This window comes from Curtobacterium pusillum (genome assembly GCF_013359865.1).
GTDB lineage: Bacteria > Actinomycetota > Actinomycetes > Actinomycetales > Microbacteriaceae > Curtobacterium > Curtobacterium pusillum.
Map to the genome: position 1 here is coordinate 19,606 of NZ_JABMCE010000084.1, position 14,145 is coordinate 33,750.

A 14,145-nucleotide genomic window follows, 5' to 3' on the forward strand; every position below is an offset into this window, starting at 1 on the left:
CCGGGTCACACGACGTCACGGACGACACGTGTCGAAAGCTCGCCACACCTACGATCTGGACATGACAACCCGCCTCGGCGGCGCCGGCACGCGAACCCACGTCGTCATCGGCGGCGGTGTGGTCGGTGCGGCGACCGCGTACTCGCTCGCCACCCGCGGCGAGCGCGTCGTGCTCCTCGAACAGCACGGCCGTGGGCACGAGCGTGGCTCCTCGCACGGGGCGACGCGCATCTTCCGGCAGGGCTACGCCGATCCCGAGTACGTGACGCTCACGTCCCGCGCGCTCGAGCTGTGGGAAGGGCTCGAGCGCGCGGCGAACGAGCAGCTCATCGTCCGGACCGGTGCCGTCGACCACGGCCGGCCCGAGGTCGTGGACGCCATCGCCGCCGCGCTGGCCGACGCCGGCATCCCGCACGACACCCTGACCCCGGAGCAGGCCGCCGCACGCTGGCCCGGCATCGCGTTCGAGGGGCACGTCCTGGCCCACGCCACGGCCGGACGCATCCGCTCGGCGGAGGCGATCGAGGTCTTCCTCACCCTCGCCGAACGGACCGGACTCGTGGAGCTCCGGTTCGACACCCGCGTCACCGGCATCGAGGACCACGGCGGCGATGTCACGGTGGCCCTGTCGGACGGGAGCACGGTCCGCACCTCGTCCGTGATCGCGGCCGTCGGTTCCTGGGCCCCCACGCTGGTCGGCGACCTGCTCGCCGAGCGCGGGGCGCGCCTCCCGGCCCTCCGGATCACCCAGGAGCAGCCCGCCCACTTCCCCAGCCGTCTGCCGGACGAGGCGTGGCCGAGCTTCGTGCACTGGGCCGACGGGGACGACGTGTACGGCCTGCTCACGCCGGGCGAGGGCGTCAAGGTCGGGTTCCACGGCACGGGACCGGTGGTCGACCCGGACCACCGCGACTTCACGCCCGTGCCCGCTGAGGCCGAGCGGCTGCAGGCGTACGTCGCGCGGTACGTGCCCGGCGTCGACGCGACGCGGCCGACGTTCATCAGCTGCCTGTACGACACCTCCCCCGATGAGGACTTCGTCATCGACCGCCGGGGTCCGATCACCGTCGCGACCGGGTTCTCGGGCCACGGGTTCAAGTTCGCACCGCTGCTCGGCGACATGATCGCCGACCTCGCCACCGGCGGGGCACCACATCCCCGGTTCTCCCTGTCGGAGCAGTCCGCCCCGGCCCCCGAAGACTCCTGAGGACCCGACCCCGCGACGCGTCCGGTGCGGCAGCGCGCCCACCGCGGCGTCATCGGGGGGCCGCACGTGCGACGCTTGCCGGGTGCCGCGGTGCGCTCGCTCGCGGACGGCAACCGGATGATGGAGGTCTCCGCATGCGCGTCGTGATCGCGCCCGATTCGTTCAAGGGCACCGCGACCGCGGCCGAGGTCGCCGCAGCGGTGGGCGACGGCTGGCTCGTCGAGCGCCCGGACGACGACGTCCTCCTCGCGCCGATGGCCGACGGCGGCGAGGGCACGCTCGACGCGTTCGAGGCCGCCGTTGCCGGTGCCGTCCGGGTTCCGGTCACGGTCACCGGACCGGCCGGTTCCCCCGTCGACACGTCCTGGCTCCGGCTGCCCGACGGCCGTGCGGTCGTCGAACTCGCGGCCACGAGCGGGCTGCCGCTCCTCGGCGACGAGCTGCTCCCGGACACCGCGACCTCCGCCGGCTTCGGCGAGGCGATCGCCGCGGCGCTCGACGCGGGGGCCACGGGACTCGTGCTCGGCATCGGCGGGAGCGCGTCCACGGACGGCGGTCGGCCGGTGCTCGAGGCGCTCGGGTACGACGGCCCCGGTCTGCGCGGGCTCCCACCGCTGGGCGTCACCGTGCTGACCGATGTGACGTCGCCGCTGCTCGGGCCGACCGGTGCCGCCGCGGTGTTCGGGCCGCAGAAGGGCATCACCCCGGACCGCATCGCGTCGTTCGACGAACGACTCTCCGACTGGGCGGCGCAGTTCCCCGCGGTCGACCCGACGACCCCGGGCGCAGGGGCCGCCGGTGGGGTCGGATTCGGGTTGCTCGCGTGGGGCGCGACGCTCGCGCGCGGGGCTTCGGCGGTCGCCGAGGTCCTGGGTCTGCCGGCACTGCTCGACGGGGCCGACGTGGTGATCACGGGCGAGGGCCGCTTCGACGGGCAGAGCGCGGCTGGCAAGGTGCCCGTGGTGGTGCATTCCCTCGGCGCAGCGCACGCGCCGACCGCGCGGATCATGCTCGTCGCGGGGGCGATCGACGCGCCGCTCGACGACTACGACGCCGCGGCCTCGCTCACCGTCCTGGCGACGCAGACGACCGGCGAGCCCTCCGACGCGCTGACCGACCCGCTGCGCTTCGCGACCATCGCGGGCCGGCGGCTCGCCCGGATGGCCTGACGCATTCCTCGCAAGGGTGCCCCAACGGGACCTCCCACCCGGATGGCGCGCTCCACCAGACTGGTCGCCGGGCCGGATCCGGCCCGCACGCACCATCCACGAGGAGACCATTGCGCACCGTCAACGCGTACGCCGCACCGTCGGCCACGGAGCCGCTCGTCAAGACCACCATCACCCGTCGTGACCTCGGGCCGAACGACGTCGAGATCGACATCGCCTACGCCGGGATCTGCCACTCGGACATCCACACCGTCCGCGGCGAGTGGGGCGAGATCCAGTACCCGCAGGTCGTCGGCCACGAGATCGTCGGCCACGTCGTCTCCGTCGGCAGCGACGTCACCGAGCACCAGGTCGGCGACCTCGTCGGCGTCGGCTGCATGGTGAACTCCTGCGGGGAGTGCGAGAGCTGCCTGAAGGGCGAGGAGCAGTACTGCCTCAAGGGCAACATCCAGACCTACGCGGGCGTCGATCCCGCCGACGGCTCGATCACCCAGGGCGGCTACTCGCAGGCCGTCGTCGTGAACGAGGACTTCGTGCTCCGCATCCCCGAGTCGCTCGACATCGAGAAGGTCGCGCCGCTGCTCTGCGCCGGCATCACGCTGTACTCGCCGCTGCGCCACTGGGACGCCGGCCCCGGCACGAAGGTCGCGATCGTCGGCATGGGCGGCCTCGGTCACATGGGTGTGAAGATCGCAGCGGCGCTCGGCGCGGACGTGACCGTGCTGTCCCAGACCACCGCGAAGCAGGAGGACTCGCTCCGCTTCGGTGCGAAGGCCCACTACGCGACGCAGGACCCGGCGACGTTCGAGGAGCTCGCGAGCTCCTTCGACCTCATCATCAACACGGTGTCGGCGAAGATCCCGATGGGCGCCTACCTGGACCTGCTCAAGGTCGACGGCACGCTCGTCAACGTCGGCGCACCGTCCGAGCCGCTCGAGGTACCGGCCTTCGCGCTCATCCCGTCGCGCCGCTCGTGGGCGGGTTCGTCCATCGGCGGGATCCGCGAGACGCAGGAGATGCTCGACTTCTGCGCCGAGCACGGCATCCTGCCGGAGACCGAGCTCATCAGCGCCGAGCAGATCAACGAGGCCTACGAGCGCGTCCTCTCCTCGGACGTGCGGTACCGCTTCGTGATCGACGCGGCGACGCTGGCGTAGCGGCTCGCGTCCACGACGCGACCAGCAGGAGACGGGAGGCGCGGTGCCGGCGGGCACCGCGCCTCCCGTCTCCTCCGTGCTGTCCCCGGAACGCGGGCCGGTCGTCCGGCTCGCGCACCCCGCGGCGCGGGCCGGTCCGGCCACGGCAGACTCGATAGATGAGCAACACGACGGGCGAGGGGCCCTCGTCCCTCGTGTCGGTGTCGGGTACGGACACCGACTCCGCCATCGCGGACCTCGCCGGCATGTACGCCGGCCGCGCGTGGCACTCCAGCCGGACCGACGGCGACTACTGGTACCGCTACGTCGGCATCGGCGACGAACGCATGAGCATCCGCCGGTCGCAGATGCACGGCTCGCTGCGCGGTGACGTCGCCGTCGAGGGCGAGGTCGTCGTCCAGTGGATCGACGCCGGCACCGCGACGGTCGACGCCGGGCGTGACGAGGTCCGCATGCAGCCGGGTGTGCCGACGCTCTTCCCGGTCGAGCGGCGCTTCGACGTGGACTACCGCGACTGGGACCAGCGGCTCGTGCACCTCGACCGCGACCTCGTGCTCGACGTCGCCTCGGAGCAGTACCTCGTCGACGGCTCGGTCGACTTCGACCGGTCCACACCGCCGTCCGCGGCCTCGATCAACGGGTGGCGCCGAGCGGTCGCGTCCTCGGTCGACGTGCTCCGCGAGTCGGGGCCGGGGTCGCTCGCCTGGCACGAATCGCAGCGCGAGGTCGCCCGGGCACTGCTCGACCTGTACCGCTTCCGCGCCGAGCCCGCCCCGGTCGGCTGGTACGAGCACCGGAACGCCCGGGTGCGGACCGCCGTGGAGCACATCCACACCCACGCCCACGAGCCCCTGACGGTGTCGGACGTCGCGCGGGTCGCCGACCTCAGCGTGCGCGGACTGCAGGAGGCGTTCCAGCGCACCCTCGACCGCTCGCCGATGCAGTACCTCCGCGAGGTGCGGCTCCGACGCGCCCACGAGGACCTCCTGCACGCCCAGCCCGGCCAGGTCTCGGTCGCTGACGTCGCTGCGCGCTGGGGCTTCACGCACATGGGCCGCTTCTCGGGCGAGTACCTCCGCCGGTTCGGCGAGTACCCGAAGGTGACGCTGCGGCGTTAGCCCACTTCGTCGCCCGAGGGCAGCGCGTTGCACCAGTCGACGGACCCGGCGTCGATGCTCGCCTCGAGCGCGCCCGAGGTCGCGTCGACGATGCTCACGAGGCCGCCCGTCGGGGACTTCGCCGCGACCGCGACGAACTGGCCGTTCGGGGAGGGGCAGACGGCGGTCACGCTCGCGTCGTCGGGGACGGTCACGGGGAGCCTGGAGGCGCGGCTCCCGTCCACGCGGACGATCCGTTGCGAGATGGTCCCGTCCGACCGCACGTCGCCCACGACGCGCAGGTAGCTGTCGTCGGTCAGCTGGGCGATCCGCCCCAGGTAGGCGGCGTCGGTGCTGGCAGCGGGCGCCTGCAGTTCGGTGCGCTTCCCGTCGGTGAGGTCGAGGCGGACGATGCCGGTCCCCGTCTCGACGACGGCCGTGGTGCCGGTGCCGACGAAGCCGTGCAGGTACGTGGCGCTGCCGAGCCGGACGGCGTCGGTCCGCCCGCTCATGTCGACGAGCACGAGGTCGTCGCTGCCGGTCCGGACGAGGGCGCTCTCGGTGCGCGGCACGTACGCCCACTGCCCGACCGTCATCGGTACCGCTCCGGTGACCGGCGCGCCGCTGCCGTCGATCGCGGTGGGCAGGTGCGTGCCGGTCATGTCGACCACGTACAGCCCGACGTCGCGGGACTGCCCGGTCGAGGTGTCGGCGTACTCGAACCCGAACGAGGCGCCGTCGTCCGCCGCGTGCAGGGCGGTCACGCGGCCCTCGCGGGTCGGCAGCGTGAGGTGCTCGACGGGGGCGTCCTCGTCCTGCACCCCGCCGCTGAGCGGGACGATGTCGACGGAGGAACCGGTGTCGGTGCCGCTCACGACGACGAGCGACCGGCCGAGCCGCGCGTACTCGGAGATGCCGGTGGCCTCGTAGACGGTCCTCGCTCCCCCGGCGTCGAGCGAGCGCCGGACGATGCGGTCCTTCCCGCCGCCGGCACCGTCGCCGCCGGGCACGAGCGCGAGGACGTCGGTGCTGCCCGTGCGGATCGAGGCGCGGAGGTCGGCGGTGGCACGCTGGCCGGGCGCCCGGACGCCGTCGACCGAGATCTCGTACGAGCGGTCGTAGGCCAGCGGCCCGGCGAACTCGACCGCGATGGTGTTCCCGCTCGAGGTCACGGTGTGCGCGGCGGCCGGGCTGACCCGGACGTCCGCGGCGGACACCTTCTCGATCGCCTGGTTCGCCGTGAGGATGACGCGCTGGGCCGGGCGGGAGACGAGGCCGCTCGCGTCGTACGACACGTCCCGCAGCCGCGGTCCCTGCTGGGAGCCGACGACCGCGGCGACCGCGCCCACGATGACGAACACCAGCACGGTGGCGACGAGGCGGCGTCGGAACCGGTTCCGTGGGCGCGCCCGGAGCTCAGTACTCATACGGGTCCTTCGGCTGCGCGATCTTCGTGACCTTCGCGGCCCTGATGACGATCCGGGCGTCCGCGGACTGGTCGGGGTTCGCGGCGAGCGCCCCGGACACGGTGACCCACTGGTCCTCGTCCGGGACGCCGCCGTCCGTGACGACCGCGAGCCCGACGGGTTGTGCGTCCACCGCGCAGCAGCTGATCACGAACCGGGTCAGCGTGAAGGACCCGTCCGATCCGGGCACCACGAACCCGGAGAGCTCCACCTTCTTGCCGACGAGGGAGGTCGTGTCCGTGGTCTGCCGGATGAGGGCGGCCCAGTCCTTCACGCCGTACTCCGACGTGTCGACCGAGCCACTGCCGAGGAGGGAGACGGCGGCCTCGGACCCGGCGGCGTCCGACAGGGTCGCCGAGTCCACGCTCCGCTGCTGTGCGGTGCGGGCGGACAGCGTCGTCGGGGGCAGGACGAGCATGGCGGCGGTGACCCCGATCGTGACGAGAGCCGCCACGCCACCGAGGGCGATGCGCGTGAGGCGAGCCGCGCCTCCGGTCCGCTCGTCGTGTCCTTCGTCGCCGTGCGCGTGTCCGTGACCGCGCGCGACCACGACCAGTCCGGCCACCGACGCGGGCACCGCGACGGCCGCGAGCACGACCGTGAACACCGAGTACCGCGGGTTGATGTACAGGTCCAGGTGCCCGGCGACCGCGAGCCACAGCGTGCAGAGCGCCACTCCGAGCACCGACCCGAGGCCGAGGTACGAGGGCAGGCGCGGCTCAGACGAGGACATTCATCACCAACCCGACGGTCGCGGCGAACAGGACGCAGACGACGGCGAGCAGCACGAGGAAGCGTGTGCGGAACGTCGTCCGGAGCAGGGCGATCATCTTCACGTCGATGATCGGCCCGATGATCAGGAACGCGGTGATCGACCCCGGCAGGAACGTCGATGCGAACGACAGCGCGAAGAAGGCGTCCACGTTCGAGCAGAGCGACACCGTCATCGCGAGGAGCATCATCGCGGCGACGGACAGCACCGGGTTCGCACCGATCGACACCAGCGTGGACCGGGGCACGGCGACCTGGATCGCCGCGGCGAGACCGGCGCCGACGAACAGGGCCGGCATCATCGTCGCGGTCTCGCCGCCGAACTGCGCAGCGCTCTCCCGCCAGCGGTTCCGCGCGCGGGGCGCTCCGATCGCCGCGCGGCAGCGGGCTTCGAAGGCGGGCAGCAGCAGGTCCGCCGGGCGCCGGTGTGCGGCGACGATCCAGCCGACGAGGTTCGCGATGACGAAGCCGCCGACGATGCGGACCGGGAGGATCCAACCGGACCAGCCGAACGCCTGCGCGGTGCTGATGATCACGAGCGGGTTGAGGATCGGGGCGGCGACCAGGAAGGTGACGGCCTCGGCCGGGGTGAAGCCGCGCATCATGAGGCCGCGCGCGAGCGGCACGTTGCCGCACTCGCACACCGGGAACAGCATGCCGATCAGGGAGATCACCGCCCGGCGCGGCATCGGGCGCTGCGGGAGGACCTTCTCGAGCGCACCCACCGGCACCCACACCTCGACGACGATCGACAGCACGATGCCGAGGACCACGAACGGCAGGGACTCGACGACGACGCTGATCGCCAGCGTGAGGAAGTCCTGCACGACGTTCGGCAGGCCCGCGCTGCCGACGGCCGGGGAGAGCAGGCGGATCCCGAGCAGCACGACGACGGCGAGGAGCACGAGCCCGGGACCGGTGAGGGCCCGGGAGCGGGAGCGCTGCTGCGGCGGCGGCGTGGTCGTCGTCACCGGGCAAGGATAGGCGACCGATGCGGCGGACGGGAGGCGCGGTGCCGGCCGGCACCGCGCCTCCCGTCCGTCAGGGGGTCACGTCGTCAGACGGACGCACCCGTCCACTCGTCCTCGGCGGCGACGTGGTCGCTGCCCGCCGTGCCGGCAGCCAGCGCCGCGGCCACGCGTGAGGCGTGCGACGGCGGGTCCGCGGGCACGTCGGCGGGGCGCCCCTCGTCGTTGATCTTGCGGAGCTCCGGCACGATCTCGGTCGCCAGGATGTCGATCTGCTCGAGGACCGTCTTGAGCGGCAGCCCGGCGTGGTCGACGAGGAACAGCTGACGCTGGTAGTGGCCGACGTGGTCCTTCATCGCGGCGTACCGGTCGATGACCTGCTGCGGCGAACCCACCGTGAGCGGGGTCTGCTGCGTGAAGTCCTCCATCGAGGGGCCGTGACCGTAGACGGGGGCGTTGTCGAAGTACGGGCGGAACTCGTCGATCGCGTCCTGCGAGTTCTTGCGGGCGAAGAACTGCCCACCGAGGCCGACGATCGCTTGGTCGGCACGCCCGTGGCCGTAGTGCTCGAAGCGCTGCCGGTAGAGGCCGACCATCTGCGAGGTGTGCTGGATCGGCCAGAAGATGTTGTTGTGGAAGAAGCCGTCGCCGTAGTAGGCGGCCTGCTCGGCGATCTCCGGGGTGCGGATCGAGCCGTGCCAGACGAAGGGCGGGACGCCGTCGAGCGGGCGCGGGGTCGAGGTGAAGCCCTGCAGCGGCGTGCGGAACTTGCCCTGCCAGTTGACGACGTCGTTCTCCCAGAGCTGGCGGACCAGCGCGTAGTTCTCGATCGCGAGGTTCACGCCCTGACGGATGTCCTGGCCGAACCAGGGGTAGACCGGGCCGGTGTTGCCGCGGCCCATCATCAGGTCCATGCGGCCGTCGGAGATGACCTGGAGCATCGCGTACTCCTCGGCGATGCGCACCGGGTCGTTCGTGGTGATCAGGGTCGTCGACGTCGAGAGCGTGATGTTCTTCGTCCGGGCGGCGAGGTACGCGAGCATCGTCGTCGGGCTGGACGCCACGAACGGCGGGTTGTGGTGCTCACCCGTGGCGAAGACGTCGAGGCCCGCCTGGTCGGCGTGCTCGGCGATCGTCAGGATGTCCTTGACGCGCTGGGTGTCATCCGGCGTGGTGCCGGTCGTGGGGTCGGTCGTGACGTCACTGACCGTGAAGATCCCGAACTGCATGATGCGCCACCTTTCGCGATATCAATGCGTTTGCATCGACTTGCTGGGTACAACGTACCGCAGCCGTCGGCATTCCCGCCATCGGCGTTCACCCAGCGGCCGGGATCGCCTCCGTGTCGGTGCGTGCGGCGTGGTGCATGCCGTCCGCGATCCACACGATCGTCACCACCGCGAGCACGCTCGCGCTCGACGCCATCCGACCGGCGACGAGGATCGCGGCGTGGTCGTGCTGGCCGCCGGCGACGCCGTACACGAGCGCCGCGACGCCGACCAGGAACGTCACGCCGGTCGCGACGAGCAGGACGCCGGAGACCACGTGCCGGGGACCCCTCCGGCCGTCGCGGTCCCCGCGCTCCCCGCGGTCGACCCGTGGCCCGACGGCGCGGACCAGCCCGAGCCAGCACAGCGCGATGCCGCACGCACCCACGATGTCGCTCACCCGGTGCCACCCGTACACCACGGTCTGGTTCGCCACGAAGACCGCGTAGGCGGCACCGATCAGCGTGACGATCGGCCGGAACCGGCGCGGTGTGACCATCAGCACGGCGAAGAGGGCGGCGAGCGCGATGGTGGCGTGTCCGGACGGGAACGAGTTCGGCGTCGTCGACTGAGCGATCTCCGGGCGCTCGGCGATACGCTTGAGGAGCGTCGAGGTGGCTGCCGACGCGAGCACGACGACGCCCGCTCCGAGTCCCACCGCGAGCCGACGCCGGGCGAACGCGACGGCGGCGATCACGACCACGAGCAACAGGATCACCGGCACCGAGATGACGTTGAGAGCAGTGTCCGACGAGAACAGGTCGGACTCCCGAACCCCGCCGAGCGCGGCGTCCTCGACCCGCTGCCCCACCGGCGTCAGGACAGCCGCCGCGTAGACGAGAGGCACGATCACGAACCCCAGAGCCGCCAACAGACCCCACCGCAACCGCCGCGAGACACTCGGTCCACGCGGCTCCGGGCGGTTGCGTTCGGGCGTTCGGGTCACCGGGCTGGTCCTCCTCGGGGTCCTCGTGGTCGGTGTCGTCGCGCGCCTGGTCACGCGCGTGCGATTCGGACGGTCGGGGTCCGACACGATACCGTTGGACCGCCGGTCGGAGCCTGGGAACCGCGGGGCATCGTCCCTCGGGTCCCGGAACGCACCGACCCGTCACGCGCGGGTGAACGCACCGGCGCACATCGCCGGACCGACGTACCCCGCGTCGGCTGCGTACGAGGAGGATACCGAAGTGGCCATCAAGGAACCGAGCATCACCGCTTCCCCGAACCGCGGGCTCGCGCTGACCGCCGGGAGCGTCCTGGCCATCTGGGGCTTCCTGGGCTTCTTCCTCGCCGCCGACGGCGACCCCGGCTTCTTCAACCGCCACGGCGGGATGCTCTGGAACGCGTTCGGGGTCAACCCCGCGACCGCGCTCGTCTGGGTCCTGCTGGCCGCCGCGCTCCTCCTCGTCGGGCTCGGCAACACCATCGGGTCGCGCAACGTGAACCTCCTCGTGGGAGTCGTGCTCGTCGTGTTCGCGGCCTACGGCTTCGTGTTCGTGAACACCTCGGCCAACGTCTTCGCACTCAACACCACGGACAACGTGTTCCACGCGATCGTCGGCGTGATCCTGCTGCTCACGGCGCTCGGCGCCGACAAGCAGAACATCCGCGCGCTCCGCGCCGAGGCCGCTCGCGCCTGACGTCGCGCGGGTCATCCCGTCGCTCGACGTTCCCGACGCCCCGCCCGCCCTCGTGGCCGGCGGGGCGTCGCGCGTCAGTCCGCGTCGGGTTCCGACGGGGGTGCAGCGGCCTCGAGCTCGGTCGCGACCACGCGCGGCGCCTCGGACATGAAACGCCGGACGTCGAGGTCCACGATGATGTCCTGCGGCCGCAGCGGACGGGAGAGGTACAGCCCCTCGAGCGAGGTCAGCCGCGAGAGCGCCACGTAGGTCTGGCCGGCGCTGAACACCCGGTTGCCGAGGTCGACCACGGCCCGGTCGTAGGTGCTCCCCTGCGACTTGTGGATCGTCACCGCCCAGGCCAGGCGCAGCGGGAACTGCTGGAACTCCCCGACGGTGTCCTTCTTGAGTTCCTTCTTGTCCGGGTCGTAGGAGTACTTGAACTTCTCCCACACCGACGGCTGGACCTCGAACGACTCCCCGTCGACGTCCACCCACACGGTGTCTCGGATGGTCTGCACGATGCCGAGGGTGCCGTTCACCCAGCGCTGGTCGGGATCGTTGCGCAGGAACATCACGTGCGCGCCGGGCTTCAGCTCGAGGGCTTCGTCCGCCGGGAAGTTCCGGCCGCCGAAGTCGCCGTTGACGTCGGCCCGCGCGGTCTTCACCTTGCCGGGCAGCCGGTCGAGCGCCGCCTTGTTGATGCGCGCCACGGTGTCGTTCCGGGTCGCGAGGGTGATCGCGTCGTCGGGCGCCGGCCGCGCCCCCGCGGCGTTGAGCTGCCCCGCGACGTCAGCGGTCACACGCCCGTGTCGCACCGCCGTCAGCATGGCCGCGAAGGCGTCGTCGCGCTGTCGGTGCACGGTCGCGAGTTCGACGATGTGCAGTTCGGCCTCGAGCCACACCTTCGCGTCGAAGAACCACATCGAACGGTAGTGGTCGGTGAAGTACGCACGTTCGTCGCCGTCGCCCGGAACCGGCGGCAGCTGGTACGGATCGCCGAACATGACGACCTGCACGCCGCCGAACGCCTCGAACTGGCGGCCACGGGCCTTGCGCAACGACCGGTCCATCGCGTCGAGGAGGTCGGCGTTCACCATCGAGACCTCGTCGATCACGAGGGTGTCGATCGTGTTGAGAAGCTTGCGGGTCTCCGGCCCCTGGCGGAGGTCGGCGTCGGCGATGAGCCCGATCGGCAGCCTGAAGAGCGAGTGGATCGTCTGCCCACCGACGTTCAACGCGGCGACGCCGGTCGGGGCGCAGATGACGACCTGCTTCTCCGTGTTCCACGACAGGTGGTTCAGGAGCGTCGACTTCCCCGTCCCCGCACGCCCGGTGATGAACACGTGGTCGCGGGTGTGCTCGATGTACTCGAAGACCGCGCGCTGCTCGGCGCTGAGTTCGACGCTCATCACGCACCCGTGCCCGGATCGGCGAGCTCCTCGGCTGCGAACGAACCACGATCACGACGTCGAACCACGTCCTGCCGCGGCTCGGTGTCGGATCCGTGGTTCGGACCGACCACTGGCACGACCCGCCGGAGCCGCACGAACACCACGATGACGACGGCCACGACCAACGCGACGCCCGCGACCACGAGCAGGATGCCCCCTCGCGCCTGGTCGACGAGCGGGTCCGGTCCCCACGTGCGCCCCATCGCGCCGAACCACGAGGCCTGCAGGAGTCCGAGGGGGCCGCGCATCGCGATGCCGAGCGACACCAGCCCGGCGGACACGACCACGGCACCGGCGATCCGGACGAGGGCGGCCGGCATCGACGGGCGCCGTGCACCGGCGGCGATCGGCGTGAGCAGGGTCGGCACCGCCAGCAACCCGACGAGCAGGAACACGGCGTCGATCACCGTGCGCCCGGTCGAGTCGCCCACCGACCACCGCAGCGCGTCGGTCACGAAGAACACCCACCACACCGCGGCGAGGAACACGAACGCCGGGAACGGCTGCACGAGGTACCGCACGGCAGCGTTGTCGAGCAGCAGGCCGGTCCACTCGCGGACGCCGGTGCTGTCGTCGTCACGCGGGTGGACGGCCGCGCGGATGAGCTGCACCGGAGCCGATGCCCAGACGAGCGCGGGGACGACGAGTCCGAGCAGCAGGTGTGCCCCGACGTTCGCGGAGAGGAGGAAGCGGTCGTAGGTGTGCAGCGACCCGGACGTGGCCACGACGAGCGACACCAGGGCGATGCCGGCGGAGACCGTGCGACCGACCGGCCATCGCCCACCGTGGCGGCGCAGCCGGACGACCCCGGCGGTGTACGTCGCCGCGAGGAGCACGGCTGTCATCAGCCAGAAGAGGTCGATGTTCCACGCCGTCAGCCACCCCCACGTGCCGGGCGCGTGCGGGAGCGTGTCGTCCGTGAGCAGCTCGGCGGGGGACGGGTTCGTGGTCTTGCTCAGCGCGATCTGGTCGACGGGTGTCGCCGTCCGCCCGAGCGCCGCCGCGAACCCACTGGCGACGCCCATCACGGCGAGCTCTGTGACGAGGAGCAGCCAGAACGGCCGCCGGCGCTCGGGAGCGGCCGTGAGGGATCGGATGGCGCGCTGCCGCTGCACCGCGCCGAGGACCCCCATCGCCACGATCGCGCCGATCTTGACGAGGACGAGCACACCGTACGCGGTGAACAGGTTCGAGAGCGCCCCGACGCGGATCTGCGCCGACGCGACGCCCGACACGGCCACGAGCACGAAGCAGCCCAGCGCGATGCTCGAGTAGCGGCCGACCACGACGGCGAGACGATCCCCGCCGATCACCGGCCGCAGGAGCACGAGCATCACGAGCCCGCCGACCCACAGTGCCGCCCCGACGAGGTGCAGGCCCAGCGCGGTGACCGCGGCGTCGTGACTGGCCGTCCCAGCGGCGTGGCCCTGCTGGGCGAGCGGGATGAGACCGATCATCGCCACGCCCGTCGTCAGGGCGACCATGCCCCGGGAGCGGACGGCGAAGCACAGTACCGTGACGGCCGCGGCGACGAGGACGGTCACGAGCCAAGCGAGCCCCAGGTCCGTCCCGGTGAGGAAGACGCCCATCGACTGGCCGAACTGCTCGTCGATGCTGACCTTCGAACCGGCGACGCTGAGGAACGTGAAGAACGTGGTGACGGCGGACGCCACCGTCCAGACGCCGGCGGCACCGGCGGCGATGTCGATCGCACGGTTCCACTCCGGCGCCGTGCGGGAGAGCCCCACCGTCGCGAGGGCCAGTCCACCGATCGTCGTGGCGAGGGAGAGGTCGACGACGAGGCGGGCGATCGGCAGGCCGAAGCGGACGACGGCACCCGGGTCGGCGATGAGGGCGGCGTTCGCCCCACCACCGATGACGAGGGCGACCAGGAGTGAGACGAACGCGACGAGCAGCAACGCGGCGGGGCCTGCGATGCGCGCGATCCGGTTCACCCGTCAAGCCTAGG

12 protein-coding genes are annotated in these 14,145 nt (G+C 71.9%); 5 read left to right on the forward strand and 7 right to left on the reverse strand.

Annotation, left to right across the window (positions count from 1 at the left end; translation table 11 throughout):
- The first annotated feature begins 61 nt into the window (after positions 1–61).
- The 4 genes from HP507_RS13485 (at position 62) to HP507_RS13500 (ending at position 4,651) form a co-directional block, all read left to right on the forward strand.
- The gene (locus HP507_RS13485; RefSeq protein WP_175352312.1) at positions 62–1,207 is read left to right on the forward strand and encodes an FAD-dependent oxidoreductase; all 1,146 of its coding nucleotides are present in this window, start codon (positions 62–64) and stop codon (positions 1,205–1,207) included.
- 134 nt (positions 1,208–1,341) lie between these two features.
- The gene (locus tag HP507_RS13490) at positions 1,342–2,376 is read left to right on the forward strand and encodes a glycerate kinase family protein (protein WP_175352313.1); all 1,035 of its coding nucleotides are present in this window, start codon (positions 1,342–1,344) and stop codon (positions 2,374–2,376) included.
- A 110-nt stretch (positions 2,377–2,486) separates the two neighbouring features.
- Positions 2,487–3,533 carry an NAD(P)-dependent alcohol dehydrogenase gene (locus HP507_RS13495; RefSeq protein WP_175352314.1) on the forward strand — a complete coding sequence of 349 codons (1,047 nt, stop codon included), beginning with the start codon at positions 2,487–2,489 and terminating at the stop codon, positions 3,531–3,533.
- Positions 3,534–3,691: 158 nt separating this feature from the next.
- Positions 3,692–4,651: a helix-turn-helix transcriptional regulator gene (locus tag HP507_RS13500; RefSeq protein ID WP_175352315.1), complete on the forward strand. Its 960-nt coding sequence runs from the start codon at positions 3,692–3,694 to the stop codon at positions 4,649–4,651.
- On the opposite strand, the gene HP507_RS13505 is transcribed toward HP507_RS13500, so the two are convergent.
- The 5 genes from HP507_RS13505 to HP507_RS13525 form a co-directional block, all read right to left on the reverse strand.
- A complete protein-coding gene (locus tag HP507_RS13505; RefSeq protein WP_175352316.1) occupies positions 4,648–6,057 on the reverse strand; it encodes a hypothetical protein in 1,410 nt (469 codons plus the stop codon). The two genes, HP507_RS13500 and HP507_RS13505, sit on opposite strands and share 4 nt — an antisense overlap.
- On the reverse strand, positions 6,047–6,829 hold the full coding sequence (locus tag HP507_RS13510; RefSeq protein ID WP_175352317.1) for a TIGR03943 family putative permease subunit: 783 nt from the start codon (positions 6,827–6,829) through the stop codon (positions 6,047–6,049). Before HP507_RS13510 ends, HP507_RS13505 begins: the two co-directional genes overlap by 11 nt.
- Positions 6,816–7,838 carry a permease gene (locus HP507_RS13515; protein ID WP_175352318.1) on the reverse strand — a complete coding sequence of 341 codons (1,023 nt, stop codon included), beginning with the start codon at positions 7,836–7,838 and terminating at the stop codon, positions 6,816–6,818. The genes HP507_RS13510 and HP507_RS13515 overlap by 14 nt, the downstream gene beginning before the upstream one ends.
- A gap of 86 nt (positions 7,839–7,924) precedes the next feature.
- Positions 7,925–9,064, reverse strand: a complete 1,140-nt coding sequence (locus HP507_RS13520; RefSeq protein WP_175352319.1) for a CE1758 family FMN-dependent luciferase-like monooxygenase — start codon at positions 9,062–9,064, stop codon at positions 7,925–7,927.
- An 88-nt stretch (positions 9,065–9,152) separates the two neighbouring features.
- Complete coding sequence (locus HP507_RS13525) at positions 9,153–9,950, reverse strand: phosphatase PAP2 family protein (protein WP_175352320.1); 798 nt, start codon at positions 9,948–9,950, stop codon at positions 9,153–9,155.
- A gap of 340 nt (positions 9,951–10,290) precedes the next feature.
- Between HP507_RS13525 and HP507_RS13530 the strand changes: the two genes are divergently transcribed.
- Positions 10,291–10,743, forward strand: a complete 453-nt coding sequence (locus HP507_RS13530; protein WP_175352321.1) for a DUF4383 domain-containing protein — start codon at positions 10,291–10,293, stop codon at positions 10,741–10,743.
- A gap of 74 nt (positions 10,744–10,817) precedes the next feature.
- Here the strand turns inward: HP507_RS13530 and HP507_RS13535 are convergent, their stop codons facing one another.
- On the reverse strand, positions 10,818–12,134 hold the full coding sequence (locus HP507_RS13535) for an ATP-dependent DNA helicase (protein WP_217508798.1): 1,317 nt from the start codon (positions 12,132–12,134) through the stop codon (positions 10,818–10,820).
- On the reverse strand, positions 12,134–14,131 hold the full coding sequence (locus HP507_RS13540) for a bifunctional copper resistance protein CopD/cytochrome c oxidase assembly protein (protein ID WP_175352323.1): 1,998 nt from the start codon (positions 14,129–14,131) through the stop codon (positions 12,134–12,136). The genes HP507_RS13535 and HP507_RS13540 overlap by 1 nt, the downstream gene beginning before the upstream one ends.
- Positions 14,132–14,145: the final 14 nt, after the last annotated feature.

Coding starts and splice junctions, on each gene's coding strand:
- HP507_RS13535 (WP_217508798.1), bottom strand. CDS start 12,134: ATGAGCGTCGAACTCAGCGCCGAGCAGCGCGCGGTCTTCGAGTACATC.
- HP507_RS13510 (WP_175352317.1), bottom strand. CDS start 6,829: ATGTCCTCGTCTGAGCCGCGCCTGCCCTCGTACCTCGGCCTCGGGTCG.
- HP507_RS13485 (WP_175352312.1), top strand. CDS start 62: ATGACAACCCGCCTCGGCGGCGCCGGCACGCGAACCCACGTCGTCATC.
- HP507_RS13520 (WP_175352319.1), bottom strand. CDS start 9,064: ATGCAGTTCGGGATCTTCACGGTCAGTGACGTCACGACCGACCCCACG.
- HP507_RS13500 (WP_175352315.1), top strand. CDS start 3,692: ATGAGCAACACGACGGGCGAGGGGCCCTCGTCCCTCGTGTCGGTGTCG.
- HP507_RS13505 (WP_175352316.1), bottom strand. CDS start 6,057: ATGAGTACTGAGCTCCGGGCGCGCCCACGGAACCGGTTCCGACGCCGC.
- HP507_RS13490 (WP_175352313.1), top strand. CDS start 1,342: ATGCGCGTCGTGATCGCGCCCGATTCGTTCAAGGGCACCGCGACCGCG.